A 23717-nucleotide genomic window follows, 5' to 3' on the forward strand; every position below is an offset into this window, starting at 1 on the left:
GGTCAAGTCGGCGGCTCCGCGGTCACCGGGCCGTCGGCGCGACCGTGAACGAACTGCTCGACATGGGTGGAACCGCTCCGGTCGAGTTCGGCGACCGGGCCTTCCCAGACGATGCGCCCCCCGTGCAGCATGGCGACGCGGTTCGCGATCTGGCGCGCGCTGGCGAGGTCGTGGGTGATGGTGACGGTGGTGGCCCGCAGCCGCGTCACGCAGTCCTCGATCAGCCGGTTGATCGTGGCGGCCGTGATTGGGTCGAGGCCTGATGTCGGTTCGTCGAAGAACAGGAACTCAGGGTCGGCAGCGATGGCGCGGGCGATCGCGGCGCGCTTCTGCATGCCGCCCGACAGTTCGGATGGGAACAGATTGGCCGCGCGCTCGTCCAGCCCGACCTCGGCGAGCTTGGTGCAGGCTACTTCATAGGCTTGGGCACGCCGCATCGACCCGGTGTGAAAGAGCGCGAACGCAACGTTTTCCCAGATGGGGAGGGAGTCGAAGAGCGCACTTCCCTGGAACAGCACTCCCGAGCGTCGCATGAGCGCCTGCGGCCCGCTGGACGGCAGTTCGTCCCGGGGGGTGCCGGCGAACCGCACGGTGCCCGCGTCCAGGGGCAGCAGCCCGAGTGCGCACTTGAAACTCACGGACTTTCCGGTGCCGGAGGTGCCGATGACCGCGAGCGAATCACCTGCCATCGCAGTCAGGTCCATGCCGTCAAGAACGGTCTTCCGGCCGAAGCGCTTGACCAGCCCGCGGAGCTCGATCGCTGGTACTTGGGCCGACCCGGTCATCGCGAGAAGAAGGCTTCCGTGATGAGGTAGTTGGCGACCAGGATGAGGGCCGAGGCCGACATCACTGCATTGGTCGTGGCACGCCCGACTCCGCGCGCGCCGCCTTCGGAGTGAAAGCCGTGGTAGCTCCCCATCAGGACAATCAGGAAACCGAACACGGCCGCCTTTACGAGGCCCGACACGACGTCCAGCGTCTGAAGGCTTTCCAGGCAGCGGTTCAGAAAGATTCCGGGCTCGAAGCCCAGCTTGCCAACACTGATCAAGAACCCGCCCATCGTGCCGATGACATCGGCGATCAGCACCAGCGGGGGCAGCGCCAGCACACCCGCCAGCAGGCGCGGGGCCACCAGGTACTGGAGCGGATTGGCTGACAGCGTGACCAGGGCATCAAGCTGCTCGGTCACGCGCATGGTGCCGGTTTCGGCGGCGATGGAGGCGCTGACCCGTCCCGCCACCATCAGGGCCGTGAGCACCGGGCCGAGCTCGCGCGTCAGGGACACCACCAGGACCGAGGGGATGGCGCTCTCCGCCGCAAATCTGCTGAAACCGGTGTAGCTCTGCAGCGCCAGCACCATCCCGGTGAAGATCGCCGTCAGTCCGACAATGGGGAGGGAGTAGTAGCCGATTTCGAGGAACTGGCGGACGGCCAGCCGGAAGAAATACGGGGGTCGCACAGCCGCCAGGACCGATTCGGCGGTGAACAGGGCAACCCGCCCGGTGGCGGCGAGGAACTCGAGCACCACCCGACCGATCGGGGCCAGCGGATTGGGCCAGGCTCGCACGCGTGTCAGTCCACGTACAGCCGGGGGACGCGGCTGCCGAGGCGGGCAAGAATCTCGTATCCGATCGTACCGCCCCGTGCGGCCACGTCATCCACCGGAATTAGATCGCCCAGCAGTTCCACGAGGGTACCGGGTCGGGCCACTTGGTCCGGCACGCCGGAAACGTCAACGGTGACCAAATCCATGGAGATTCGCCCCACTACTGGCGCGACATGGCCACCGATCGCAACGCGGCCCGTATTCCCGAGGTGTCTCGGGTACCCATCGGCATAGCCCGCCGACACGGTTGCAATGCGTCGCGCATTCGGGGAAACCCAAGCGTGACCGTAGCCTACACCCTCTCCCCGGTCAACGGAGCGCACCTGCAGGATCCGCCCAATCAGGCGGGCAACGGCACCCATCGGATTGGGATGCGCGGGCGTGGGATTGATCCCGAACAGGGCCGCGCCGGCCCGGGCCAGATCGAACCGGAAGGCGGCGGGCAGCCAGATTCCAGATGAATTGGCCAGGCTCGCCCGGGCAACAAACGGCGCCAGTTTCCGTGCCGCTTTGAACCGCGCGAGCTGCGTGGCATTGAGCGGGTGGTCGGGCAGTTCCGCCGCGGCCAGGTGGCTCATCACGATCCCGATATCCAGTCCGGACCGGAGGGCAGGTTCCGCACAGAACGCGCGCCAATCCGCCGCCTCGTAGCCCAGCCGGTTCATGCCTGTGTCCACGTGCACCGCCACGGCGAGCGTCCGGTCTGCGCGAAGTGCGGCTGCTTGGCGGGCTTCGGTCTCGCCAGGGTGGTTCAGGACCGGGATCAGGTCGCTGTCGGCGGACAGATCGGCGCCTCCGGCCAGGACATGGATGGGAGCGTCCGGGACGACAGAGCGGACGACGGCGCCTTCGTCCGGCGTAGCGACGAAGAAGGTGCCGCAACCCGCGTCCGCCAGCGCCGCGGCGACGCGGCGTGATCCCATCCCGTAGGCGTCCGCTTTCACGACTCCGGCAACGTCGCAGTTCGGACCGGCGCGCTGCCGGAGCGTGCGGAAGTTGGCGCGCACGGCCCCGAGGTCAACGACCAGAACGCAGCTGGCGCGAGCCAACGCCTTCTCCAGCGCGCTGCCGCCCGGGAGCGGCCGATTACTGGTTCGGTTCGTGGAGATCGCTGAAGCGGGTGAAGCGGGGGTCGAAACGAACGTTGGCGACACCTTGTCGGCCATGCCGCTGCTTGCTGACGTAGATCTGTGCAGCGTTTGCAATCTTCTCGAGGCGCGTCTTCCAGTCGGCGTACCGACGGCCGAAATCGGCGTCGGATTCATCGTTTTTCTGCTGCGGGTCTTGCTGCGCCTTGTAATAGTATTCCCGGTAGATGAACAGCACGACGTCCGCGTCCTGCTCGATCGACCCGGAGTCTCGGAGATCCTGCAGTTGCGGTCGCTTGTCGTCGCGGCCCTCCACCTGACGGCTCAACTGCGATAGCGCGACCACCGGCACGTTGAGTTCCATCGCGATGGACTTGAGGCCTTGAGAGATCTCGCTGATTTCGTTGACTCGGGAATTGTGGTTCCGCGTCGCGGTCATCAGCTGCAGGTAGTCGACGACGATCAGGCGCAGCCCCTGCTCGGTCCGCATCAGGCGCCGCGCCCGGGTCCGGAGTTGCGGAATGGAGATGGCGGGAGTGTCGTCGATAAAGAGACGCAGTTCCTCCAAGTCCTTCGAGACATCGATCAGCTTCGTAAGGTCCCGGTCATTGATCGCGCCGCGCCGGATCGATTCGGAGGAAATGCTGGTTTCGGCCGAAAGGATCCGGTTGGCCAGCTGGGTGGCGGCCATTTCCAGCGAAAACACCGCCACGATCCCCTTTTGCTTGCCAGCGTCCTCCTCCCACGGGATGAAGGTCTCGGGCCGGCTCGCGACGCGCGCGAAGTCGGTCGCAAGGGCGGTCTTCCCCATGCCGGGCCTGCCGGCAAGGATGATGAGATCGGAGCGATGGAAGCCGCCGAGCAGGTCGTCAAGCTCGGTCAGGCCCGACGTGACGCCGGAGAGTTTGCCGCCCAGTTGGTAGGCCATTTCCGCGGCGTGGATGGCGTCGGTGAGCCCGCTGACGAACGGCTGTGGTCCGCCGGGCCCTTTGCCGTGCTCGGAAATCTCGAACAGCCGCTGCTCGGCGTCCTCGATTTGCGCCGCCGCAGAGCTTTCCACCCGCACGTCGGACGCGTTGTATCCGATGCGGGCGCCGATTTCCATGAGCGATCGGCGCTGGGCCAGATCCAGGATGATCTCGCCGTACTGACGGGCCGCTTCCGGCGGCATGGCGCCGTGGACCAGCCGCTCCAGGTAGTCATCGACCCCGGTGAGGGCCTGGTCCTTCGCAAACTGCGGCTTCAGCGTGACCGCGTCGGCCCGACGGCCCTGCTGGATGAGGCCGCGGGCGGCCTCGAAGATGCGGCCGTGGACCGGTACGTAGAAATGCGACCCGCGCAGCTGTTCGACGTATTCGAACGCCCGGTCGTTATGGAGCAGCGTTCCGAGCAGCGCCTCTTCCGCCTCCAGGTTTCGTGGCGGCGACTGGTCGCCGGTCTCCGACTGGTCGGGCGGCGCGGGACCGGGCGGCGGGATCGGGTGGGGGTCGTCGGGCATCCGGGACAGATTGGTGCATGACCCGACTCCCTGCAAGCATGGCAGGCGGCAACCAACAGCCAAGCCGGTCGCCCCGCGCACACGGTCCGGAAAAGGGTGTCGGACCGGGTCTCCGATCGCGCGTTTGCCGGCGTCGGGGACTGTCCGGTCGCCGGCCCCCCGGCGTGAAGCCCAGGCTGCGAGCGGGCTCCCGGCGATTGCGGGGTGCGGTGCCGCCCGCCCGCAAACGCGGGAAGCGTCGCGTGTTTGCTGTTCAATTGCCTGGCGGATACGGTCATTTGCAGGACCAGGTCAACCTCGTGGGCAACGCCGGCTGCGAGCCGGTACGCGATGCGGACGGGTTCCAACTTTCCAACGTATCCGGGATCACGAAGCCATGAAATCGATCGCCACGGTGCTAGTCGCCGCTCTTACCTTGACGTTGGGTGCCGCGGGCGCCCTGGCAGCCGAACAGCGGGCGATCCTCACGCTGGAGGCGGCAAAGGTGATCGCGGAAGCGTGTGAGGCCAAGGCAGCCGAGATGGGCTGGCGGCCCGTCATCATCGCCATCTACGACCAGGGTGCCGACCTCAAGTACTTCAGCCGTACCGATGACGCCCAACGGGGCAGCATTCAGGTCGCCATGCTGAAGGGGCAAACCTCGGCGAACTTCCCGCGTTCCACGCGTTCATTCGGGGAATTCATCTACAAGGGCGACCGTCCCCACGGGGCCCAGCATGTTCCGGGACTCGTCATCTTCCCTGGAGGCCTCCCGATCATGACGGCCGATGGTCAACACGTCGGGGGTGTTGGCGTGTCGGGGGCCACGTCCGACCAGGATGAGGTCTGTGCCCAGGCGGGCATTGACGCCGCGGCAGAGTTGCTGAAGTAGCAGGGCGCCGGCCGGCGGGCAGGGGCAGCGGACTCGACCGGGACATTCACGATGGTCTCGCCCGGCCGGCGACGGGTCTCCAGTCCGTGCCGGTCGCTGTTGCAGGCTCGGTTCGGCGTCCAAGCCGGTCGCAGTGGCGGGGATAGCGGCGGCCCGAGGGCTTGCCTGTGGTGCCGCGGGCGCTACGTTTATGCGCCGGCCGGGGCCTGCGCAAAGGGCGTTCTTCCGGTGCCTGCGGTCCGATACCGGTTGCCGCGGCCGGGTACCCCCTTTTTCAGCCCGACGACTGATCTCTAGCTCCTCTTGGAGCGTCCGGGCGAATGGTAACGCCTACGTGCATCAGGGAGCACGACTATGAAACTCTATTTCGACCCGATCACGGTGAACTGCCGCAAGGTGGTCGCCGGATTGGACCTGATCGGCGCCGGGTACGACGAGGAAGTTCTTGACTACTTCGGCGGTGACCACAAGAAGCCCGATTACAAGGAAATCAACCCGAACGCCGAGTTGCCGGCGCTGGTCGATGGTGACCTGGTGCTGTGGGAATCAAACGCGATTCTCGTCTACGCCGCCGAAAAGGCTGGCAACCGGACGGCGTACCCCGCCGATCCCAAGATTCGCGCCGACATCACTCGCTGGCTGCTTTGGGAATCGAGCAAGTGGTTCGAGGGGTGTTACGTCTTCCTGGTGGAGAATGTCGTCAAGCCGATCCTCGACGACAAGCCGGATCAGTCGGTGCTGGAGAACCACGCGCCCACCTTTCACGGGCTGGCCTCGATCCTCGAGTCACGTTTGAAGGGCCGCGAATGGATCAGCGACGACCACGCCACCATCGCTGACATTGCCGTGGCAGCGCCCATGCACCTGCACGGGGTACAGAAGCTGCCGCTGGACAACTATCCGGGCATCCGGGCCTGGATGAGCCGGGTGGAAGCACTGCCGTGCTGGCAGAAGTCGGACCCGGTGCCACACATTCCGCAGGAACTGCTCGCCAAGCTGGCGTAGGCCTCGGCGCACTGCGCCGATGACGGATTGCCCGGCTTCCGTCGCCACAACCGCGGGGCCGGTTCGGTTGACCGCATCGGCGCCCCGGGGCTGGCGACAACTGGGGGCGCAGGATTGCAGGGACCGCGCCGGGCGCGACCTGGGCGCCCTCACGCGGCGCCCGGCCAAGCTTCGTGCAGGCTGACCTCCGTGGACATGCGCAGTGGACACCGAGCACGCCGGTGTCCAGGAGCATTACGGCGTAGCAGCGCTCCGCATTTCCTGCCCCGGAAACAGCGCCAGGAGCTTTGTCAGGCAGCCGCTCCAGCCACTCTCGTGCCGGTCGCGTGCCTCGCTGTCGGCAAACCGGGAATGGGTGACTGTCAGGTGCGTCGTGCTGGCCGATCCGGGTGCAAACTCGACGGTAACCAGTGATTCGATGTCACTGCCCTCCCATTGCCAGGTGTGCACGAGACGTCGATTTGGAATGACTTCGCGGTAGACGCCCCGGGTCAGGTGGCTCTCTCCGTCGGTGCCGTGCATCTCAACGAGAAACGTGCCCCCGACCTCGAGTTCGGCGATGGCCCGGGTGACCTTGAGTTCGCCAGGCGCGAACCACTTGCGCATCGATTCCGGGTCTGTCCAGGCGGAGTACACCTGGTCCACCGGCGCATCGATGGTGCGTTGTAGTGACAGAAAGATCTCTTGCTCCTGCGGCTGTGGCTCTGTCATGTCGAGGGCTCCTGAACGGGTTCGTACGAGGGTTCGGAAAAGGTTGACCGCCGTCAGTCGGGTTTGCCGGACTTCTGTCCGACCATTGCATCAAGTGCGTCCAGACGTTCAGACCAGAAGCGCTGGTGGAAGCCAAGCCAGGCGCGGGCGTCGCCGAGTGCAGAAGGGTTAAGCCGGCACACGCGTTCACGGCCCCGTGCCTCGCGCGTTACCAGGCCGGCGCGTTCAAGCACGCCGAGATGTTTCGACACCGCGGCGAAAGAGATAGGAAAAGGTCTCGAGACACGCCCGACGGTCGCCTCCCCCTCGGCCAGCCGATCGAGGATGGCCCGGCGGGTAGGGTCGGAAAGCGCGTGGAAGACCCGGTCAAGGTGATGTTCAACCATATGGTTGAACATAATGGTCTCGGGCTCGTTTTTCAACCGTCTGGTTAAACTTCTTTGGCCGAGCGGCGAATGGGGCGGATGCGCCGCCGCCCATCAGTGTGAAGTCGCACCCACCTCCCGGGTGTGGGGGTGCTCGACTGTGCTAAGGCAGGGTGACGAGACCGCCGGACGTCACATATGTCTGGCCGGTGACGAAGCTCGCGGCATCGCTCAACAGGAAGTAGGTGAGCTCCGAGACGTCCTCGGGTTTTCCGGTGCGCGCTGCGGGCGTTGACGCGACGATGCGTTCGCGCATCTCTTCGCTCATGTCCTTGGTCATGTCGGTATCGATCAACCCCGGTGCGACACAGTTCACACGAATCGCCGGTCCGAACGCGACGGCACAACTGCGCGAGAACGAGATGACAGCGGACTTCGACGTGCCGTAAGCAATCAGGCGGTCGCGTCGGATGCGGCTCGGAGCGATACCGTTGATGGACGAGATGCATACGATTCGCCCGTAGTCCTGGGCCAGCATCCTCTCCTTGGCGCGCCACACGGAATGGAACGTGCCGTCCAGGTTTACCGACAGAATTCGCCGCCACACATCCGCGGTCATGTCGGCGTTGTCGTCAAAGGACGCGATCCCGGCGTTGGTCACCAGGAGATCGACGGTGCCGCGTTCGGCTTCGATTGCGTCGTACATGGCGTCCGTGGCCTCCAGCGAGGACACGTCGCCCTGAAAGAGGTCGCCGCTTCCGCCTGCCGCGGTGACCAGTTCGAGCGTTTCCGTCGCGGCGTCGGGGTTGGACGAATAGTTGATTGCTATCCAGGCGCCGGCCTGTGCCAGACGTACACAGATGGCGCGGCCAATCCCGCGCGAGCCGCCGGTTACGAGTGCCGTCCGTCCGGCAAATTCCTTATCGCCCACGAGTAATTCTCCTTGTCTCTTCGGCCGCCAACGCGTCAAGCGTTCTCGACCATCTGGCAACTCTCGCGTAGGACTGCGATGCCGGGCCTGTGCGGGGCTGCCGCCGCCGTGAGCGGTCCCGGGCGCGTGCCGATGCTATTCGAAGGTGCCGGTTTTCCAAGGCCAGCCCATTTCCGGAGGGGTTTCCACCACCTCGAAGGACTTGGTCTCCGAGAATCTCCGCCCGTAGCGGTCAACGGTCACGATGTCCATCGTGTGGACACCGACCGGCAGCGACTGCGGGAGGTCGGCTCGCCAGAGATGACTGGATCTCCGGGTCAGCATCCACGACTGGAACGGGCCGGCAGCGCCTTGCCAGGCGACTCCGCGCCAGGTTGTGAACCCGGCCGTCGCCTCACCGCCTTCGGTACTATGGAAGGTGAGCCGGCCCTGGGTCGCCTGCAGTGCCAGGGCCTGGGGATCCGCGAACTCGAGCCCGACCCTCGCCGGTTCGCCGCTGCCGGATTGCGTCCGTGTCGCGTGGATGGGTTCGCCGTTGTCGATCGATACCGACACGCGGCTGTCCCGCGAACCGTTCCAGACGTTGATTGCCAGCCAGGTCCCGTCTCGCAGGTCTTCAACGGTCACCATGTTCCCGTCGCCGAGGTCGGAAACCGTGACCGGTGGCAACGTGTCCGAGGGGGCCGGGTGGCTGTCGACAAAGTCCAACAGCGCCTTCGCCCATGAGCGAAACCGCGGTGTGTTGAACGCGGCATGGAACTGCTCGTTTGGCCCGCGCCCGAATGCCTGGAAGGTGTCGACGTAGTTCGCGCCATCGAACGTCAGCACGTAGTAGCCCCGCGGCGCACCCTGGCGCTGGGTGGCATGCGGGATGTTGTCGTCGTCGAGGTCGCCGGCCCACCACGAACCCGAAACCGCCCCTGTCACGATCTGATGAAACGGCGCCGGTCCCGTACCGGTCGCTTCCTTCCAGCCGGCAAAATGTTCGCCCGGCAAGATCTGTTCGATGGTGTGCGTGTGCCCGGACAGGCCGAGGGCCGGACGGTCGCCGATCAGGGCATGGAGCTCGGAGAGGTTGTCGATCTGGTGTTTTCGGGTCGTGGAGTCGGAAAAGCTGACAAACGGAATGTGCGTGTTGACCACGAGCAGCCGGTCTTCCGGCACATGGGCGAGGTCATTGCGGAGCCAAGCGAGCTGGCGGTCGTGGATCACGCCGTTGTAGGTGGGGCGGGCGTCCGGCGCACAGAAGGGATGATCGTCGATGCCGTTGCAGGGGTAGCGGACGTCGTCCAGCACGATGAAGTGAACCTTGCCGATGTCGAACGAGTAGTACTCGGGTCCCCATTCCCGCCGGAACGTATCGAATGAATGCGCGTCACTGGCGGCGTCGAAATCGAGGTCGTGGTTGCCGGCGACGTAGTACTGGGGCACGCGGCCCTGCGCGATGATGCGCTTGAACCGGCCGAAGAGCGAGAGGTCGTCGCCCATGACGTCGCCCTCGAAGATCAGGCATTCGGTGGCTGCGCTGTCGCGCCCGGCCAGCATGGCACCGACGGTGTCGCGGACGTACGAGACTTCCCGGTTCGTATAGGGCTGGGTATCACCAAAGATCAGGCACTCGAACTGATCTCCGACCGGATCCCGGATGAGCGGGAAATTGACTGCCGCGGGCAGCGGCCCGGTTGGCTCGATGCCGCCGAACCGAAGGTCGGGTGAGCCTGCGACCTTGTGGACGTAGTTGAACTGGGGGACCATGTCGTCGTCGAGCGGGACGGCGTAATCCGCCGGTTTCGTAATGAACACGTTCATGTCGTCGTAGGCTGGCAGAGCGTAGTCACCGGAACGGTCGGTGCGCACGACTTCCCGGCCGTTCGAGACCATCACGTCGGGAATGCCGGGTTCATCAGCATCCAGCATCGAATTGCGATTGCTGTCGAGAAATACCGTTCCGCGCACGACCGGCCCACCGCCGCCATCGTGAACCACCTCGACGGAGCCGAGGTAACTTGCGTCCTTACCTTGAGGGCTGACGGCCGGCGTGACGAGCAACGCCGCCAGCGTGAGCGTGCCGATTGCCGGCGCCTTCGATGGAGCCATGGTGATGGTGAACTCTCGCTCGGTTCCGGTCGCGGACGGCTTCAATGCGGCAGGGGCTCCCGGGTGCGGGACGTTCCAGCCATGGCAGCTGAAGGGCTTCGCTTACTCAGCCGGCAGTTCGACGGGGCCCAGAAGGCCGGCCTCCAGCAGTTCGGGTATGAACCCGAACATTTGCTTCTTCTCGATCCGGTCCGGGTAAAGGACCCCGTCAAGATGGTCGCATTCATGCTGCACGACGCGGGCGTGAAATCCGTCGGCCGTCCGGTCGATCAGCTGACCCGCCGCGTCGAGGCCGCGGTAGTGAATTCTCGAGAAGCGTGGCACGAGCCCGCGCATACCCGGTACGCTCAGACAGCCCTCCCAGGCCTCGTCCGAATCTGCGCCCACCGGTGAAATGTCGGGGTTGATCAGGACCGTCATCGGCACGGGAGGTGCATCGGGATATCGAGGGTTGCTCTCCACGCCAAATATCACGACCCGGAGCGGTACCCCGATTTGTGGCGCCGCAATTCCCGCGCCATCGCAGGCTCGCATGGTATCGAGCATGTCGCCAATCAGGTCACCCAGAGCCGAGTCGCCGACGTCATCCACTGGATCGGACTTGCGCCGCAACCTCGGATCGCCCATCCGAAGGACATTGCGTACTGCCATCACCGCTCCTTTCGTGACGTCCAGACCCGGCGATTTGCCGGGGCGCCATGCCAGACCGCCAACAGAGTGTAGATACTGTAGGAACATATGAAATCAATCATCCGCGCGCCTACTGAACCTGGGCCTGCCAAGGCCGAGGCAGAGCCAGCGGAAATGCCCGGCCCGGACTTGCCCCGAGCGTCAATGGGAAACCCTGCCACCGCGAACGGGATCAGCCGCCCACTTCGAGAGTTCGCGTCGGGAACCGCGTCGCCGACGCAGGGTCCGAACGGCGCACCACCTCGATGGAGAGCATCCATATGAATTCGAACGCAGCGCGGGTGGCCATTCGTGAAGGCGCGGCTGCATCCGGCCTGCGTGTCGACGGGAACCTCAATCTGGTCGGCTGCGCGGACGTAGCGTCACTGCCGGCCGATCTCCACGTCAGGGGAAGTTTGCACCTGAACAGCTGCACCGGTCTTGCGGAGTTGCCCGCTGGCTTGCGGGTTGGGGGCTACCTGGACGTGACGGGCTGCACCAGGTTGACGGGCCTGCCGACGGACCTCGACGTCGAGGGCAATATCAATCTGTCGTACTGCCTGGGACTGGTCGGACTGCCCGCCGGTTTCCACACCAAGGGCAGCCTAAGCATGGCTCACTGCACAGGGCTCTCCGAACTTCCGCCGGGATTGCAGACAGCTCGCCACCTCATCCTGACCCGTTGCACCGGTTTGGAAACTGTCCCTGCGGACCTCGTGGTCGGCGGAAATCTCGAATTGACCTACTGCACGAGCCTGAAAATGCTGCCGGCCGCCCTCGCAGTGGGGGGCGGCCTTTACCTGAACAACTGCCGCGAACTGGCGGAACTTCCGGACGCTTTCCATGTGAAGCGCGGCCTCGATCTGACCGGGTGCACGCGGCTCGAGGCGCTCCCCGACGATTTGCGCGTGGACGGGGATCTCGATCTGACCGGGTGCACGCGGCTGCAGGCGCTGCCCCCGGATCTTCAGGTGGGTGGAAGGCTGGTCGTCGACGGTTGCACGGGCCTTCGTCCCCGGCCTGAAACGTCAGGTTGACACCGTGCCTGCCCACGCCGTGTGGTTGCGCCGCGGCCACACACGATGACCCGAGCCCACGCACGACAACGGCCTGCTCACATGACTGGAACCGCGTGACTACCAGGGCACGCTAGCCGGATGACGACAGGGCGCGGAGTCCTGCCGGCAGTATCCGTCGTGACCTTCCCCCTAGACTTGGATACCGCGCTCGAAGGTTGGGGATTTCCCGGCGTCAGCGCCAGCGCCGCGCGGTTGCCGGCCACCCACGTTTTCGCACTGCCACGAGCCAAGCCAGCACTGCGTGTTGGGCGGGCTTGGCCGAGGCCGACCGAACCCAGTCGGCGTGAAAGGGAAGGGCTGATGCCCGTCGCCGCAGGGTACCAACGCTCGCGGCGCCTGGCATCGCGAAGGTGCATGGGCGGACGACCCCTGGCAGCGGTTTCTGCTTCCGAAATCCTCGCCGCCGGCGCCGTCAGCAGGGGGGGGTGACTCGGCAAGAACAATAATGTTATAATGTAACATGTGCGGAGACGGTAGCTCCCTCTCCGTCTTCGCAAAACAACCGGGAACCCGGCGCGGACCACCCTTGGTGGGCAGCGTCGGGTTTCTTCGTTTCCGCCGGATCATCGTTGTGTCGGATAAAGCCTACTGCCCGAAGGTTGCGGCGTCGATAACGGTCTGCTCGGTCCCGGAGACTAGCCGGACCGTTTCGGCCTGCCCGATAACGTACACCGTGCAGCCTGGTTCCGAGCGGGCCTGCCGCTATCACGCACCGGCATGATTGACGCGCCATCTCACGCGGTGGCCATTGCGTCTTGCATCTCTCCAATACCTAAGAGGTCTTCGCGTTGCGCCGCGAGGTCCTGGCGGTCGGTGGAGTTCCGTCGTGTAGCTGACCCTAGTGGCGCTGATGGCCCGATGCCTCTGGTGTCCGTTTAGATGACTCACACCGAGAACTTTCTGGCGAACCACTTATGCGAACATATCCGGGCAGGGAAACTCCTGGGGCGCCCATCGGTTTCCAAGGCGTCCGCATAGCCATCCCCTATCGGACGGTCTTCTGGTGCGCGCATCAGTAAGCCAGCCGCACAGACATGCAAGCCTTGCACGCATATGCGCGATCGTCAGCACAAACTTCTGGTCAACGGGGCTTCCAAAGACGAGCCGCGATCCGAATGACTCGCTAGCGCTACTAAACCATCCTGATGCTGGCTTGTATCAGTCATCCTTGACCGGCTGGTAAACTCCCCTGATGGACACATACACGGCAGTCATCGAACGTTGCCGCGACACCGGCATGTATTTGGGCTACGTGCCCGGCTTCCCAGGCGCCGACAGCCAAGGCGAAACGCTCGATGAACTCAACGCCAACATTCGTGAAGTCATTGCTTTGCTCCGCGAGGACGGGGCCCCCGAAAAAATCGGCGACTATATCGGCACGCAGACCGTCGTGCTGTAACCGGCCGTGCCCGCCGTCCCGGACCTCAGGCCACGTGAAGTCATCGGCATTATAGAGACGCTCGGCTTCTCAGAGGTCCGCCAACGTGGCTCCCATAAACGGTTTCGCCACCCTGACGGCCGTACACAACCGTTCCCGTCCACCTTGGGCGTGATCTCTCGCCAATCCTGCTCCGTCAAATTGCTCCCGATGTAGGTCTGACCGTTCACGACTTTGTCGCACATCGCCGATAGCGATCCGCCACCGCCGGCACCCTGCATACGCGCTGGCGCCATTTTCGAAACTTCCGCTAGCAATGCAGACCAACGACACGGGATTCTGTGGCGATGCGAGCAAGGACGATGGCATCACGCCCAAGAGCCCAGCGTGATCGAGGACGTGGTGAAGAGACGCTGGCTTCTTCTGCCACCCCTTGCCCAATGGACGCTTCTCGGTGTCAGCAAGTACGAAAAGGGTTCCGCGACCATGCACGCAAGCGCCTAGTGAGAGGATTTCAGGCCGGGCTGGCCGGAAACTACGGCGCACCGCAGTTTCCGGCAGTTTTCGCCATCGGTGCTTTTCCGCTAAGCGGATGAATGTTTATGGCGCACCCGGCAGGACTCGAACCTGCAACCTCTGCCTCCGGAGGGCAGCGCTCTATCCAGTTGAGCTACGGGTGCGGGACTTGCCGGCGACCATACCAGCCATAACGCCCCATTGGACTTGAGGCCGGCCTAGCCGCCTTCGGTCGGGCCACCGGTGTTGACCCAGGCCGAGTAACCGCCAACCAAATTCGACACGTTGGCGTACCCCATCTCCTGGAGCGTGGCCGCTGCCAGGGCCGAACGTCCGCCGGCCGCGCAGTAGATCACGAGTTCCGTGTCGGTGGCCAACTGGGAGGGGTGGCTCGACGAGGCCGGGTCCGCAATGAACTCGAGATGGCCGCGCGGGACGTGCAGCGCACCCGGAATGTGACCCGCTGCCACTTCGTGGTGATCGCGCACGTCGACAAACACGGCGCGACCATGTCGCGCCCGTGCCTCGACGATATCGATTTGCGGGACCTTGGCTTGGGCTGCAGCCAGCATCGACTGCATGGTCTTGGCTGAAGATTGCACGGATGTCGTCAGTGGTGGCGTGATCGGGAACCCATCACGGTAGGGTTGTCCGGCCATGCGGACAGGTGGGAGCAGGATAGCGAATCGCCGTGGGAGCGTAGCATCGGGCGCGGTGCCCGGCCGCGTTTCGCGCCCGCCCTACGAGCGCGTACGCAGGCTGCAGTACATGCGCCCCGGCTCCCACCGGTCAGGGCCCAAGCGTGCGCCAACCAGCTCAGCGAGCGGTCAGCCGTTGCCGATGCGCCGGTACACGAACTCCGGAATCTCGCCCCCGGCCTCGCCGATGGGCATTTCCAGCACGTGCCGCTGCGGAGCGAACTCGCAGGCCGGGTCGGTCGTATCGGGGTCCCCGGTCAGGGCGAACGCCTGGCACCGGCATCCCCCCCAGTCGATCTCGCGCCGATCGCAACTGCGGCACGGCTCCGGCATCCAGTCGGTGCCGCGGAACCGGTTGAAGGCGCTCGAGTGTTCCCAGATCCAGGCCAGCGGACGCTCGGTCACGTTCTCGAACTCCAGGAAGTCCAGCGATTCCGCCGCGTGGCAGGGCAGCACCTTGCCGGCGGGCGTGATGTTCAGGAACTGGCGGCCCCAGCCGCCCATGCAGGACTTCGGTCGGCGCGCGTAGTAGTCGGGGACCACGTAGTCGATCGCCAGGATCCCCTTGAGGCGGATCCGGGCCTCCTCGACGATCCGGGTCGCCTCATCGAGCTGGTCCCGTGTCGGAAGGAACGCCTGCCGGTTCTTGAGCGCCCACCCGTAGTACTGCACCTGGGCCACCTCGAGCCGCTCCGCGTCGAGCTCCACGGCCATCGCGATCATGGCTTCCAGGTGATGCAGGTTCTGGCGGTGCATCACGGCGTTGACGGTGAGCGGCAAGTCCGCGGCCCGGACCATGCGGGCAGCTTCCTGCTTCTTGGCGTGTCCGCGGAAGCCCGCGATGCGGTCCGCGTTCTCGGCCTCCGTGTCCTGGAAGGAGACCTGCACGTGATCGAGGCCCGCCTCCCGCAGCCGGTCGAGCCGGGCCGGAGTCAGCAACACCCCGGAGGTGATGAGATTGGTGTAGAGCCCCGCCTTGGAGGCGTGCTCGACCATCTCTTCCAGATCCTTCCGAACGGTCGGCTCGCCGCCCGAGAAGTGCGCCTGCAGGATCCCCATGTCCACGGCCTGCGAGAGGACGCTCTTCCAGGCGTCGGTATCGATCTCTCGCGATGCGCGCTCCAGTTCGACCGGGTTGGAGCAGTACGGGCACTGGAGCGGGCATCGATGGGTCAGCTCGCAAAGAACGGCATAGGGAATCAGACGATTGCGGGAATCCGAGGTTCCGGTCGCCGCGGCGCATTCGGTCTGCGCGTTCACGGGGGCTTCAGCTTGGTCAATCATGCGATCACAAATCCCTTGTCAGCCAGGTTCTGGAGCATGGTGGTGACATCGCGTTCGATGTCCGCACGGGGGGCCTGGTCATACTTCGTGGCGAGTTCGTCCACCAGGACCGCCAGGGTCCGCGTGCCGTCCACGAGCTGGATGACTTCGCCCGCAATGGCGTCCAGCTCGAACACGCGCTCCGGCGCATTGATGATCCAGCAGTCGCGGGCCCGGTCGAACCGGAGTTTTGCATGCCGCGGCAGCCGCGGCACCGAGTCCAGGTTCAGGAGGAGACGCTCGCTCACGCCGCGTGCTCCTGATCCTGAGGTTGGGGTACAAAGCAGCCAGGGGGAATTCGTTTCGGTTCCACGTAGGCTGAATGCAACGCATCGAGCTGGGCCCAGAGCACGTCGGTCTTGAACCGCACCGCGTCGAGCACCGCGTCCTGCTCGACGCGGGTCCGGGCATTGCGGAGCACCCACGCGCGGCCGAAGTCGACGTCTCGCCGCGCTTGGTTGATGCGCTTCTTGAAATACGCCAGGGCGTAGTCGTCGGCCCATGCGTAGTGGCGGGAGAGACCGGCAATCCGCTCCCGGTGGATGGCCGGCGCGTACAGCTCGGTCAACGAGGACGCGATCGCCTCCAGCACCGAACGCTCACGCACAAACGCGATGTAGGCGTCGACGGCAAAACGGGTGCCGGGCAAAAGGCCGGCGCACGAGCGGACGTAGTCGAGGTCGAGACCGAGGCGTTCACAGAGCTGGAGATAGCGGGCCAGCCCACCCGATCCATCCATGTCGCCTTCATGGTCGATCACGCGAGATCGCCACTCCAGCCGCAGATCGACGTCGGCGATCCGCGCCATGAGGGTCAGATCCTTGCGGGGGATGGAGCATTGGTAGTAGTAGCGATTTAGGGCCCAGGCCTGCACCTGTCCGTGGTCGAGTTCGCCGTCGTGCAGCAGCCGATGGAACGGATGCAGGCTGTGGTAACGCTCTTCGCCGATCCGGGACAGTGCCGCCAGCATTTCCGGTTCGGTACGCGGCGGCTCGGTCTCCGTGACGGGCGCTCCGGGCACCATCGGCGCCGGTGCGATCACAGGTCGATCTCCATCCCGTCGTAGGACACTTCCCACCCGGCGTCCTCGACGGCCCGGCGTTCCCGAGTGTCGGCCGACAGCACCGGGTTGGTCGTGTTGAGGTGAATGAAGATCCGGCGTCCGATGTCGAGGCCATCCAGACCGTGGAGCGAGCCGCCCTCGCCCGAAATGCTGGTGTGCCCCATCCGTTTGCCGGTCTTCACGCCGACTCCGTCGCGGACCATCTCGTCGTCGACCCAGAGGGTACCGTCAAAAAAGAGCAGGGGGGTGCCGCGGACGCGCTCGCGCACGGCATCGGTGATGGCGGCGCAGGCCGGCATGTAGTGAAACGAGGCGCCGCTCGATGTGGAACGGACGTGCAGGGCGATGGTGTCCTCGTCGACCGAGCCGAAATCGGGCCCCTTGGCTTCGTCTTCAAGCCAGAGGGCGACTTTTCCGGGAACTGCGAAGGGCGTGATCTCCAGGCCGGCGTCGCCCCCGGCAGCGTCCACGAGCGCCACCGGCTCGTCGAGCGTCAGGGTGCGCCGCTCCACGAACGCGGGGTTCAGGACGTTGAAGATGGTGTTGGCCTCGAGCACGCCGAGCACGCGGGGGGTCGCGTAGAGGCTGAGCGGCTGCGATTCGCGAAGGTTCAGCAGCCCGGCGACATGGTCCACATCGGCATTGGTCAGCACTGCGCCGGTAATCGGACTGTAGCGAAGCGGCGCCTGGGCCGAGGGCTGGAGGACCGGATTCTCAGCTATCTGCTGGCGTAGATCGGGGGAGGCGTTAAACAGGAACCAACGCGCACCGTCGTCGCTGACGGCGATGGAAGACTGAGTTCTTGAGGGAGTATCGGGGTCGCCGGCACGCGCCCGGCGACTATTCGGATGATTACAATTCCACTGCGGAAACCCCCCGCCGGCGGCTGCTCCCAGAACACGGATTTGCATACGACATCACCGTTGCCCCAGGTTTCCGTTCGGCGGGGGTCAAAGTCAGATCCAGACTGGGATCAGACCTCCGCGCAAGCGTAGCAGTTGATCTCAAGACCGACCGCCACCTCGCGAACCACAGGAGCTTTCCACATAGGTAACTCTCCGATCAGGGTTCCAAGGTAGACGCAATTACGTGCGCCCGTCAGTGGGACGCAAGATAGGATGCGCGACCTGAGGGTCCATCTATACGTTGCATAGGAACTGCCTATTGGTATCTGCCGTCCGGGCCTATGCTCCGGCCAGCATGGCACGGCGTTGGTTTTTCCTGCTCGCGACTTCGGTGTTCGCCGCACTGGCGCCGCCCGCAGCGGCGGCGACGCCGTTGGTCGACGTGGCCTGGCTGGCCGAGCGGACCTGTTCCGAGGGGCTCCTGGTGCTCGACGTGCGCCGGTCACGAGCCGACCACGAGACCGGGCACGTTCCCTGCGCCACCTTCACGAACTTCTACGAGGACGGCTGGCGGGAAACGCAGGCCGGAGTGCCGATGCGGCTCCCGGCGCCGAGCCGCACGGCCGAGTTGCTGGGGCGCCTCGGCATCAGCCCGGACGACCACGTCGTCATCGTGGCGCCGGGGTCCGGCCGCTACGACGCGGCGGAAGCCGCCGCGATCTTCGTCTCGCTGCGCAGTGTCGGTCATGCTGCGGTGTCGATCCTGGACGGCGGCCTCGCGGCCTGGACCGCGCGCTGGGACAACGACGTGGACACCGGTTACCAGCCCCCAGTACCGGGTGCCTACGCGCCGCGCCGGGCGCCTCCCATTCTCGCGGACCGTGCCGCCGTAGGAGGCGCGATCGCGTCGGGCCGCCCGCTCGTGGACCTTCGAACCAGCGACCAGTACCTGGGCCTGAACCGCAATGAGACCGTGCTTCGCCATGGCACGCTGCCGGGCGCACGGAACGTGCCGCTTGCCTGGTTTCTCGTGGACGACACCCTCGTCTTTCACGCGCCCGCCACGGTGCGCGCGGCGCTCGAGCACGCCGGCGTGCCCGCCAATGCCGACCCGGTCGTGTTCTGCAACGCCGGACTGGAAAGCTCGTTGGGCTGGTTCGTCCTGCATGAACTGCTCGGGCGCGCCGGAACCCGCCTGTACGACGGCTCTCTCGCGGAGTGGTCGCGCGACCCGGAGCTGCCGATGCAGGTGATTGTGGGGCCGCCCGGCTGAGACGACCGCAACGACCGGCGCGCGCAGGTGCCCACGGTCGGGGTCGAGCCGGGAGACTCTGTCCGCCCGTACTTTTTTGCCATACTTGCGTGGCGCGCGTGCCGCGTGCGGGCGGACACGCAATTGGCAGCGGAGGCTGAATCCCTTGGCAATCCTACCCATCCTGAAGGCGCCCGACCCTCGGCTGACGAAAGTGAGCCGCCCGGTCGAACAGTTCGACCGGACGCTCGCGGAGTTGGCCCAGAACATGCTGGAGACCATGTACGCAGCCAACGGCATCGGGCTGGCGGCACCGCAGGTGGACGTGCAGCAGCGGATGGTGGTGATGGATCTGCACGGCGAGGACGAGCCGCCCAATCCGCAGATTCTGGTCAACCCGGAAGTCCTCGATGCGAGCGAGGAGACCGCCACGATGAGCGAGGGCTGTCTCTCGGTACCGGAGGCCTACGAAGAGGTCGAGCGCCCGGCCCGGGTCACGGTGCGGTACCAGGATCTCGACGGCGTGACCCACACCCGGGAATGCACGGGGCTGGAAGCCGTGTGCTGGCAGCACGAGATCGATCATCTGGACGGGGTGCTGTTCGTCGACCACCTGACCCGCCTGACGCGCGACCGGATCATCCAGCGGCTGGTCAAGGAGAAGCGGCTGGACCGGCGGGGACGCGATCGAACCATCCGTCCGGCGGCCTGAGGCGGCCTTGAAAGGGACGCCGCTGCGGGCGGCGTTCTTCGGCACGCCGGAGTTCGCGCTGCCGGCGCTGGACGCGCTGCACGCCAGCGTCCATCGCATCGAGGTCGTGTACACGCAGCCGCCGCGCCGCGCCGGCCGTGGTCACCGGATGCGGGGGAGTCCCGTTGCCGACCGCGCCGGAGCCTTGGACCTTTCGGTGCGGACGCCCCGCACCCTGCGGGATCCCGGGGAAACGGCGCGGCTGCGGTCGATGCGGCTCGATGTGGGGGTCGTGGTCGCGTACGGACTGCTCCTGCCGGGTCCCGTCCTGACGGCATTCCGGCTGGGGTGCGTGAATGTGCACGCGTCCCTGCTGCCCCGGTGGCGAGGCGCGGCGCCGGTCGAGCGCGCGATCATGGCCGGTGATGCGGCGACCGGGATCTCGCTGATGCTGATGGATGAGGGGCTGGATACCGGTCCGGTCCTGGATCGGTGCGAGGTGCCGATCGGTCCCGACATGACCGGCGGTATGCTGCGAGACGCTCTGGCTACGTGCGGCGCGGACCGGCTCCCGGAGGCACTGTGCGGTTTGGCCGCGGGCACGCTGGTCCCCGTGGCGCAGCCGGAGGGCGCGGTCTATGCGAGCAAGCTCGGTCCGGCTGACCGGGTCCTCAATTGGGAGTCCACGGCCGAGCAGCTGGAGCGGCAGGTCCGCGCCCTGCACCCTGCGCCGGGCGCCCGGGCCCTGATTCCCTTGAAGGGGCGTTCCGAACCGGTCAAGGTATGGCGCGCTCGGCCCGTCAAGTCCTGTCCGGCGCCTGCGGGAACGGTGCTGGATGATCGCCTTACGGTCGCCTGTGGGGTGGACGGCCTGCGATTGCTGGAGGTACAGCGGCCAGGCGGCCGCAGGCTTGATGCCGCAGCGTTTCTGCGCGGCACTCCGGTTTCCGTCGGCACCGTGCTGCCGGCCCCGAATTCGAACGAAGGTTAGTCCAAATGGTCCAGCGTAATTCGCGCAGCCCGGCCGCGCCCATGCCCATGCCCACCATGGGTCGGATCAATTGGGGAGGACTGTGGGTTCTGTGCGGGCGGGAGACGCTGCGGTTCCTGAAGATCGGGCAGCAGACCATCGCCGGCCCGATGGTCACCACGCTGCTGTTCCTCGCGGTGTTTGCGCTGGCGCTGGGCGGGACGTTCCGGGAAGTAGGGGGCCGGCCGTTCCTCGAGTTCCTGGCGCCCGGCCTGATCGTGATGGCGGTGATGCAGAACGCGTTTGCGAACGCTTCGAGTTCGCTGCTCAGCGCCAAGATGACCGGCAACATCGTGGACCTCCTGATGCCGCCGCTTGCGCCGGGGGAACTGCTGACCGGGTTCCTCGTGGGCGGGCTGGCCCGCGGACTCTGCGTCGGGCTGGCGGTTGGTCTCGCCATGTGGGTCTTCGTGCCGATCCGCCTCCAGGACTACCTGGTGCTGGGGTACTACGTGGTTGCGGCTGCGCTGCTGATGTCGCTCCTCGGCGTGCTGACCGGGGTCTGGGCCGAGAAGTTCGACCACATGTCCACGATCACCAACTTCGTCGTGACGCCGCTATCGTTCCTGTCCGGCACCTTCTACTCGATCGAGCGACTGCCGGAACCGTTCTACACCATCATTCAGTTCAACCCGTTCTTCTATGTCATCGACGGGTTCCGTTCCAGCTTCATCGGCCACTCAGATGCGAACCTCGGCCTCGGCATGGCGTTGCTGGCGGTCATCAACCTCGGGTTGTTGCTCTGGGCGCTCTGGATGTTCCAGACCGGATACCGGCTCAAGGACTGATCCCGCCTCATCGCCGGCGGTTCTGCGCTACATTGCGTGGTCTTCCTTCTCAATCCTGCCCCTGTTTCGGATCTGTCATTCATGGACGCGCTGATGCCCACTTACGCCCGGCTCGATCTGGCCTTCGAGCGGGGCGAGGGTCCGTATCTCTTCACGACCGACGGTACGCGTTACCTGGACTTTGGTACCGGCATCGCCGTGACTGCCCTCGGCCACGCCCACCCGAAGCTGGTTGCGGTCCTGGCGGAGCAGGCGGGCCGGCTGTGGCACACCTCGAACCTCTATCGGATCGGCCCGCAGGAGCGTCTCGCCACGCGACTGGTCGAGCACTCGTTTGCCGATCGGGTGTTCTTCTGCAACTCGGGTGCCGAGGCCTCGGAAGGCGTGATCAAGACCGTGCGGCGGTTCCACTACCACCACGGCAATTCCGAGCGTGCCGAGGTGATCGTGACGGACGGGGCATTCCACGGGCGCACGCTGGCGGGCCTGGCGGCGGGCGGCAACGAGGCCCACCGCGCGGGGTTCACGCCGCTCGCGGCAGGGTTCGTGCGGGTTCCCTACGGCGATCTCGAAGCCACCCGGGCCGCTGTCACCGATCGGACCGCAGCAGTGTTTGTCGAGCCCCTGCAGGGCGAGTCCGGCATTGTGACCGCGCCGCAGGGCTATCTCGCCGGACTGCGCAGCCTGTGCGACGAGCACGGCATCCTGCTGGCCCTGGACGAGGTCCAGACCGGGGTCGGGCGGACCGGCCGGTTCCTGGCCTGCGAATGGGAGGAGGTCGCGCCCGATGTCGCCGGTCTCGCCAAGGGCCTCGGCAGCGGTTTCCCGATTGGAGCCGTCCTGGCGACGGAGCGGGCAGCGGTCGGCATGGTGCCCGGCACGCACGGGTCCACGTTCGGCGGGAACTTCCTCGCGAGTGCGGTCGCGGATGCCGTGGTTGAGGAGATCCTGGCACCGGGATTTCTTGCCGGTGTCGAGCAGGCGGGCGTCCGCCTGCGTGATGGATTGGAGCAGCTGCGGAATCAGCACCCGGGGGTGATCTCGGAAGTACGGGGCCGTGGCCTGATGCTTGGCATGACGGCAGCGGTACCAGCGGCGGATCTCTATTCCCGCTTCCGCGAGCACCGGTTGCTGACGGTTCCGGCGGGCGGGGACACCGTGCGGATGTTGCCGCCGCTCAACATCGAGAACGCCCATGTGGACGAGGCGTTGACCGTAACGGAAGCCGTATTTCGCACGTTCCGGTGAGCGGCGGCGGGCCGGCACGATGAACCAACCTCGACACTTCCTTGACCTCGACCGTCTGAATGGTGCCCTGCTGGGACGGCTGCTCGATCGGGCCAGCGCCTACAAGCGGAACCGCGCCGCCCTGCGGGCGGAGCCCGGCGCGGGTCGCGGGCGGACGCTGGCCATGCTGTTCGAGAAACCGTCCACGCGGACACGGGTGTCATTCGAGGTGGCGATGAACGAGCTGGGCGGCCGGGCGCTCACCCTCGACCGGCAGGGGACCCAGATCGGCCGGGGCGAGAGCCTTGCTGACACTGCTCGCGTGCTGTCGCGTTACGCGGACGTGGCGCTGCTGCGAACCGGTTCGCACGACCAGCTGGAAGAGTTTGCCCGACATGCCGAGATTCCGGTGATCAACGGCCTGACCGACCGGAGCCACCCATGCCAGGTCATGGCTGATCTGCTGACCCTCAGGGATCGGTTCGGCTCGCTGGAAGGCCGGCACGTGGCCTGGATCGGCGACGGCAACAACGTGGCCAACTCGTGGATTCACGCGGCGATACAGCTTGGCGTGCGGCTGCGGGTTGCGTGTCCCCCCTCCCGGCAGCCGCCGGCCGATCTGGTGAGTCGGGCGGTCGAGTCGGGATACGTGGACCTGTTGGACGAGCCGGCCGCGGCAGCGCGAGGGGCCTCGGCATTGGTGACCGACACCTGGAAATCCATGGCCGCGGACCCGTCGGTGGACGGTTTGGCGGACCAGCAGGCAGTGTTCCGCCCCTTCCAGGTGAACCAGTCGCTGATGGATGCCGCGGCGCCGGGAGCCGTGTTCATGCATTGCCTGCCGGCCTATCGCGGCGAGGAGGTCACCGCGGAAGTGATTGACGGTCCGGATTCGGCGGTCTGGGACGAAGCGGAGAATCGCCTGCACGTGCAGAAGGCCATCCTCGAGTGGTGCCTTGCCGAGAGCTGATTTCGGGACCCGACCC

24 protein-coding genes and 1 tRNA gene are annotated in these 23717 nt (G+C 65.9%); 10 read left to right on the top strand and 15 right to left on the bottom strand.

Features of this window, described 5'->3' with window-relative positions; genetic code table 11:
- Positions 1-2: 2 nt before the first annotated feature.
- Genes OXH60_06905 through OXH60_06920 form a run of 4 tightly spaced genes read right to left on the bottom strand, consistent with a single transcriptional unit; the run spans position 3 to position 4192 of the window.
- Positions 3-785, bottom strand: coding sequence for an ATP-binding cassette domain-containing protein (locus OXH60_06905; protein MDE0711848.1), 783 nt, complete (start codon positions 783-785; stop codon positions 3-5).
- Positions 782-1567, bottom strand: a complete 786-nt coding sequence (locus OXH60_06910; protein MDE0711849.1) for an ABC transporter permease — start codon at positions 1565-1567, stop codon at positions 782-784. Before OXH60_06910 ends, OXH60_06905 begins: the two co-directional genes overlap by 4 nt.
- 5 nt (positions 1568-1572) lie before the next feature.
- On the bottom strand, positions 1573-2655 hold the full coding sequence (gene alr / locus OXH60_06915) for an alanine racemase (protein MDE0711850.1): 1083 nt from the start codon (positions 2653-2655) through the stop codon (positions 1573-1575).
- A 37-nt stretch (positions 2656-2692) separates the two neighbouring features.
- Positions 2693-4192: a replicative DNA helicase gene (locus tag OXH60_06920; GenBank protein MDE0711851.1), complete on the bottom strand. Its 1500-nt coding sequence runs from the start codon at positions 4190-4192 to the stop codon at positions 2693-2695.
- A 376-nt stretch (positions 4193-4568) separates the two neighbouring features.
- Between OXH60_06920 and OXH60_06925 the strand changes: the two genes are divergently transcribed.
- Entirely contained in the window at positions 4569-5063 is a 495-nt protein-coding gene (locus OXH60_06925; protein MDE0711852.1) for a heme-binding protein, read from the top strand.
- 354 nt (positions 5064-5417) lie between these two features.
- Positions 5418-6068, top strand: a complete 651-nt coding sequence (locus OXH60_06930; GenBank protein MDE0711853.1) for a glutathione S-transferase family protein — start codon at positions 5418-5420, stop codon at positions 6066-6068.
- Positions 6069-6302: 234 nt separating this feature from the next.
- On the opposite strand, the gene OXH60_06935 is transcribed toward OXH60_06930, so the two are convergent.
- The 5 genes from OXH60_06935 to def (OXH60_06955) all read right to left on the bottom strand — a co-directional run bounded on the left by OXH60_06935 (position 6303) and on the right by def (OXH60_06955) (position 10823).
- Positions 6303-6779 (bottom strand): SRPBCC domain-containing protein, encoded by a 477-nt coding sequence (locus OXH60_06935; GenBank protein ID MDE0711854.1) that lies wholly within the window; start codon positions 6777-6779, stop codon positions 6303-6305.
- Between the two features lie 53 nt (positions 6780-6832).
- Complete coding sequence (locus tag OXH60_06940) at positions 6833-7201, bottom strand: metalloregulator ArsR/SmtB family transcription factor (protein ID MDE0711855.1); 369 nt, start codon at positions 7199-7201, stop codon at positions 6833-6835.
- Positions 7202-7307: 106 nt separating this feature from the next.
- Positions 7308-8075, bottom strand: coding sequence for an SDR family oxidoreductase (locus OXH60_06945; GenBank protein MDE0711856.1), 768 nt, complete (start codon positions 8073-8075; stop codon positions 7308-7310).
- Positions 8076-8210: 135 nt separating this feature from the next.
- Entirely contained in the window at positions 8211-10217 is a 2007-nt protein-coding gene (locus tag OXH60_06950; protein ID MDE0711857.1) for a calcineurin-like phosphoesterase family protein, read from the bottom strand.
- 57 nt (positions 10218-10274) lie between these two features.
- A complete protein-coding gene (gene def, locus OXH60_06955) occupies positions 10275-10823 on the bottom strand; it encodes a peptide deformylase (GenBank protein ID MDE0711858.1) in 549 nt (182 codons plus the stop codon).
- Between the two features lie 299 nt (positions 10824-11122).
- Between def (OXH60_06955) and OXH60_06960 the strand changes: the two genes are divergently transcribed.
- On the top strand, positions 11123-11878 hold the full coding sequence (locus OXH60_06960; protein MDE0711859.1) for a hypothetical protein: 756 nt from the start codon (positions 11123-11125) through the stop codon (positions 11876-11878).
- A gap of 1234 nt (positions 11879-13112) precedes the next feature.
- A complete protein-coding gene (locus tag OXH60_06965; GenBank protein ID MDE0711860.1) occupies positions 13113-13319 on the top strand; it encodes a type II toxin-antitoxin system HicB family antitoxin in 207 nt (68 codons plus the stop codon).
- A 582-nt stretch (positions 13320-13901) separates the two neighbouring features.
- Here OXH60_06965 and OXH60_06970 read toward each other — a convergent pair.
- The 6 genes from OXH60_06970 to pqqB all read right to left on the bottom strand — a co-directional run bounded on the left by OXH60_06970 (position 13902) and on the right by pqqB (position 17809).
- A tRNA-Arg gene (locus tag OXH60_06970) sits at positions 13902-13978 on the bottom strand.
- A gap of 54 nt (positions 13979-14032) precedes the next feature.
- The gene (locus OXH60_06975; GenBank protein ID MDE0711861.1) at positions 14033-14416 is read right to left on the bottom strand and encodes a rhodanese-like domain-containing protein; all 384 of its coding nucleotides are present in this window, start codon (positions 14414-14416) and stop codon (positions 14033-14035) included.
- A 225-nt stretch (positions 14417-14641) separates the two neighbouring features.
- Positions 14642-15796, bottom strand: a complete 1155-nt coding sequence (gene pqqE / locus OXH60_06980) for a pyrroloquinoline quinone biosynthesis protein PqqE (protein ID MDE0711862.1) — start codon at positions 15794-15796, stop codon at positions 14642-14644.
- Positions 15793-16083 carry a pyrroloquinoline quinone biosynthesis peptide chaperone PqqD gene (pqqD, locus tag OXH60_06985; GenBank protein ID MDE0711863.1) on the bottom strand — a complete coding sequence of 97 codons (291 nt, stop codon included), beginning with the start codon at positions 16081-16083 and terminating at the stop codon, positions 15793-15795. The genes pqqE and pqqD overlap by 4 nt, the downstream gene beginning before the upstream one ends.
- Positions 16080-16859 carry a pyrroloquinoline-quinone synthase PqqC gene (gene pqqC, locus OXH60_06990; protein ID MDE0711864.1) on the bottom strand — a complete coding sequence of 260 codons (780 nt, stop codon included), beginning with the start codon at positions 16857-16859 and terminating at the stop codon, positions 16080-16082. The genes pqqD and pqqC overlap by 4 nt, the downstream gene beginning before the upstream one ends.
- A gap of 14 nt (positions 16860-16873) precedes the next feature.
- On the bottom strand, positions 16874-17809 hold the full coding sequence (gene pqqB, locus OXH60_06995; GenBank protein ID MDE0711865.1) for a pyrroloquinoline quinone biosynthesis protein PqqB: 936 nt from the start codon (positions 17807-17809) through the stop codon (positions 16874-16876).
- 253 nt (positions 17810-18062) lie between these two features.
- On the opposite strand from pqqB, the gene OXH60_07000 reads away from it, so the two are divergent.
- From OXH60_07000 to argF, 6 genes are all read left to right on the top strand, one after another.
- Positions 18063-19016, top strand: a complete 954-nt coding sequence (locus tag OXH60_07000; GenBank protein ID MDE0711866.1) for a rhodanese-like domain-containing protein — start codon at positions 18063-18065, stop codon at positions 19014-19016.
- A 145-nt stretch (positions 19017-19161) separates the two neighbouring features.
- Positions 19162-19707, top strand: coding sequence for a peptide deformylase (gene def, locus OXH60_07005; protein ID MDE0711867.1), 546 nt, complete (start codon positions 19162-19164; stop codon positions 19705-19707).
- A gap of 22 nt (positions 19708-19729) precedes the next feature.
- The gene (gene fmt / locus OXH60_07010; protein ID MDE0711868.1) at positions 19730-20677 is read left to right on the top strand and encodes a methionyl-tRNA formyltransferase; all 948 of its coding nucleotides are present in this window, start codon (positions 19730-19732) and stop codon (positions 20675-20677) included.
- A gap of 47 nt (positions 20678-20724) precedes the next feature.
- A complete protein-coding gene (locus tag OXH60_07015; GenBank protein MDE0711869.1) occupies positions 20725-21504 on the top strand; it encodes an ABC transporter permease in 780 nt (259 codons plus the stop codon).
- An 81-nt stretch (positions 21505-21585) separates the two neighbouring features.
- The gene (locus OXH60_07020; protein ID MDE0711870.1) at positions 21586-22752 is read left to right on the top strand and encodes an aspartate aminotransferase family protein; all 1167 of its coding nucleotides are present in this window, start codon (positions 21586-21588) and stop codon (positions 22750-22752) included.
- A gap of 19 nt (positions 22753-22771) precedes the next feature.
- Positions 22772-23701, top strand: coding sequence for an ornithine carbamoyltransferase (argF, locus tag OXH60_07025; GenBank protein MDE0711871.1), 930 nt, complete (start codon positions 22772-22774; stop codon positions 23699-23701).
- Positions 23702-23717: the final 16 nt, after the last annotated feature.

Source organism: Rhodospirillales bacterium (genome assembly GCA_028824295.1).
Lineage (GTDB): Bacteria > Pseudomonadota > Alphaproteobacteria > TMED109 > TMED109 > VXPW01.